Source organism: bacterium endosymbiont of Bathymodiolus sp. 5 South (genome assembly GCF_900128535.1).
Lineage (GTDB): Bacteria > Pseudomonadota > Gammaproteobacteria > PS1 > Pseudothioglobaceae > Thiodubiliella.
Genome location: NZ_FQTR01000151.1, coordinates 1 through 3,962 on the forward strand (window position 1 = coordinate 1; position 3,962 = coordinate 3,962).

Genomic DNA, 3,962 nt, shown 5'->3' on the forward strand with positions numbered 1-3,962 from the left:
AACCCACTTTTCACCCACTTGGCGATTTTTTAAACCCAGCCTTAGCCCTGCTAGGACAAGGTTTAAAGAAATCACCAATTGGGCAAAAATTGGATTTTGCTAATCATCCCTATTTATGCAAAGGTCTCTCATCAAGATTAAACCTATCAGCAAAATCTATTTTATTTATTACGGTTTTTGTTATCTGATTGTATCTATAAGTGTCATATTTATCAAATGAACGCTTTAAAAATTTAATATAATTGTAAAATTTTGAATATTCCCGACTATTTTCATCACCTATTGTCGATAATTCTTCTTCTTTTTGTTTAATTAAATCATTTAACTGGTCGTCACTAAGTGTCGTAGCATCAATAATTGCACTTATACGAGTCTCAAACATCTCTAATCCTCTATCTTGCAACTCCTCATCTTTTATAGTTACTATTAATGCTTTAATTGTCTTTTTGTCCTCTTCTTTTCCATTTATTAAGCCGAGGTATAAATTATTATCATAAGATTTTAAGGACTCAAACAATGCTAATACTAAAAAGTGTTCGAAGAATATTCTATGCTGAATGACTCTAAAAATAATTCGTAATTTGGTGAAAATTTGCTCTACTTGTCTTAATGATAGCTTAAAGCTAGCAGCAAATGTTTTCATTGCAAATAAATAACCGTAACCTTCATTTACCCCATTAGTAGATATTTCTTTATTTTCAAGAATATTGTTTAACTCAAATTTTTGACACAAAACATCACAAAACTTATCAATACTAGGATTTTTTAAATCAAATTCAAGATCTATAAACCGCCTTAAGTAATTATTGGTGTCTATATTGCCATATTGAGACTGAATAGATTTTGCTAAATTTTTTTTATCAATGGATAACACGAAAATCAAGCGTTTAATGCCAAATATATGCTTAATTCTCTCTAGACATTCTATGGCATAAAGCGGCCTGCATCGGTCTAATTCATCGATAAAAACAATAAAAGGCTGACCCTTATCTATTTTCTTTAATATCTTGGCAATAGAGTTTTTAAACTTCTCTAAAGTTGTTTTTTCCTTTTGATAATTGTCAATAAGTGCGGTAGTAGAATTTTCTACAAAATCGCTTACCATTTTTGCAACAGTCTCATCCCCAATAACTTTTCCTGCCACTCCTTTCAATATTAATGGCAAGCTATTTCTAATAATTTTGCCACCTGTTTTTTTAACATCCTCAAAATTGTTTTTTAATTCATTATGGTTTTCTTCAATATAAGCCTTCAACTCCCCTAATATTGCAATTAGTGGATCGCTGGTAAAATCATCCTCCCACGCACTGAAGTAAATACTCTTTACTTTATACGATTCTTTTAGATGAGCCTGCCATAATTTTATAAAAGTGGTTTTTCCTGCACCCCAATCAGCATTAACACTGAAAACAAAAGGCTGGATATCAGAAACAATTAAATTGGATAAATCCTCTATAGTCCCTTTTCTGTCTAATAAGTCATTTTTAAATATATCGTGATCTGGTATTTTTATTGGTTTATTGATAGTTATCATAATTTGGTTTTTTTATTGTGTAATGGCTTTATATAAGTATGTTAATTAATGAATTCAAGCGATAAAACACTTTAAAGGGTGGTTTAATTAAATGAGACCTTTGCATAAATATGAATAATCATCAAAACGCTATTTTTCACCAACTTGACAATTTTATGAAACACAGCCATACGCTTTGCTATGACTATATTTCATAAAATCACCAAGTTGGCAAAACTTGTCATTTTGCTAATCATCCCTACTTATGCAAAAGTCTCTAATGATTTCTGCTCTCAAAATTTATAACTAATCTCAAAATAATTCGCACTACTCTCATTAATGGAATTTGGTTTTTTCAAATTCTTAGCCGCTGTTAATTTAACAACAATATCTTTATTTTTAATCTCAATTGAAACACCAGCACCTGATAAGGTTTGGTAATCCGATGAGTTTGGATAAACACGACCATAGTCAAAAAATATTGTGCCTGTTATTTGACTGTTATCATTTGCTTCACCCAGCCATTGATTTAAGTTAGTTGATAAACTATTTTGAATATAAAACCCTGATTTTGCGGCTATTGACTCATCTTTAAAACCTCTAACACTGCCCTGCCCACCAATACTAAAACTTTGTGCGGCGAACAATTCATCTTCACTGATTTGCATACTTAAGCTGCTCATAAAATTAAATCGCTTTTTGTTTAATTCTAAAGGCGTTGCATAATAACCATAGAATTTGAATAAACTAAATTGCGCTTTAAGATCTAGCCCAGATTCATCATCATTTAGTGCGTCAAAGGCATCAATGCCTCTACTGATACTTGGGTTTAAATACAGCGTTGATTTATCACTCAGTTGAAAACTGTGCTCATATCCTAAAGACAAAACACTGAGTTTTCTAGAACTAACTTCACTTTTAGTTATAGTACCTCGCACCTTCGAATAACTTTTTTCGTCACTTAAACTTAACCCTATCTTGATTTTGCTATCTTGCTTATTAGTCTTGTTTAGAGATTTTGTTAGATAAAAGTTTTTGGTTGTACTATTACCAAATAAATGAAAAATACCGTCTGTTGTTAACGCTTGACTGGTGACATAATCGATTTTGGTTGCATTGTAGTTAAGTAAGTAATCTCTATATGGAAAAGACACATCTAGGGTGTAAGTGTTTGAGCCTTTAACGCCATCTTCTGCTGCTACTGGAAAAGCATAATTAAGCGACCACTTAGACAGTGGAATCAAAAAATCATCCCAATCTGCATTCAGTTTTACCATCTCCACACCTGTTAACTTTGAACCTGAATTATCCAAAGTAATACTAAATGGCTGGTAATCTTGTTTGTTGTCATCGATAACAATCTCGGAGTAGTATGGTTTTTTGCCAGGCTTAATGCCGAAATTTACTTGATGAGAGTTTAGTCGATTGATATGATTAATACGCTTATTGACATCATTAATATTCAAAGGTTTATCAATTAAATCATCAAAAATTAACTGTTTTGCAAAGGCAGTATTATCAATAATTTGTGAGTTAAAGTTGATTGAATCTGTAAAGCCTGTTTTAATACTAATATCTAAGATGCCTTGTTGAAGCTTGGTTTGTGGAACGCTAAGCCCGACTTTGGTGCTAACAAAGCCATTATCCTGATAGATATTTTGCAACTTTTTAATCAACTGATGAATTTGCTCTACACCAAGGCATTTACCTTGGTGCTCTTGTTTAAAGTCATTAACTAATTGCGTGTCTATTAAATTTTGTTTTGAGGTGTTGATTTGTTTAATGTTGATGCATTTTCTTAAACCAGCAATATAGGGTTTAACCTCCTGCCTTGGCATTACTTGCTGCTTTGTTTTGAGTTTAAAACGCTCTTTTAAAGATTTTTCAAGTTCTAACTGCCGCCTATCTTGCGCTTGCTTTCTTTGAATGTCATCATTAATGTCAGCCATAACAATAAGACTGGTGAATAAATTCAATAATATAAAAACAATTTTTAATTTTTTAATCATTTGCCCCCAAATAACTCTTTTCAATGTAAATAGCAATAAAACTGCTATACACTTTTGCAGCATCAACCAATCTGCAAAATTTAAACCGGTATTTTACCCTCCCCAATGAGATTTTTTAGGGTTAAAATAAAGCGTATTTTTAAAAAACCAACCTAAAATAATATTTATGCTCACCCTTAAAAAATCACTCACCCTGTTTTTAATATTCAGCCACCTAAACGCTTTTGTATTAGGTGGCGTAAGTAATGTGTACGCCGCCAATCAAGTTGTAGATACCACCAAAAGTCCAACCACATTTATCGACACCACAGCAAACGGGGTAGATTTAATCAACATTGCAAACCCTAACTCTGTCGGGGTATCAGTTAACCATTACAACAAGTTTAATGTCGGCAATCAAGGGGCAATACTTAACAATTCAAAAGTCATGGGCACATCAC

General features: G+C 32.2%; 3 protein-coding genes. 1 reads left to right on the plus strand and 2 read right to left on the minus strand.

Annotated features, from left to right (window positions below):
- Nucleotides 1-109: 109 nt before the first annotated feature.
- Complete coding sequence (locus BBROOKSOX_RS09360; protein ID WP_139661341.1) at nt 110-1,534, minus strand: KAP family P-loop NTPase fold protein; 1,425 nt, start codon at nt 1,532-1,534, stop codon at nt 110-112.
- Between the two features lie 272 nt (nt 1,535-1,806).
- The gene (locus BBROOKSOX_RS09365) at nt 1,807-3,522 is read right to left on the minus strand and encodes a ShlB/FhaC/HecB family hemolysin secretion/activation protein (protein WP_180323958.1); all 1,716 of its coding nucleotides are present in this window, start codon (nt 3,520-3,522) and stop codon (nt 1,807-1,809) included.
- Between the two features lie 166 nt (nt 3,523-3,688).
- On the opposite strand from BBROOKSOX_RS09365, the gene BBROOKSOX_RS09370 reads away from it, so the two are divergent.
- Nucleotides 3,689-3,962: filamentous hemagglutinin N-terminal domain-containing protein (locus BBROOKSOX_RS09370; RefSeq protein WP_139661346.1), on the plus strand; the 274-nt coding region annotated here is incomplete at its 3' end.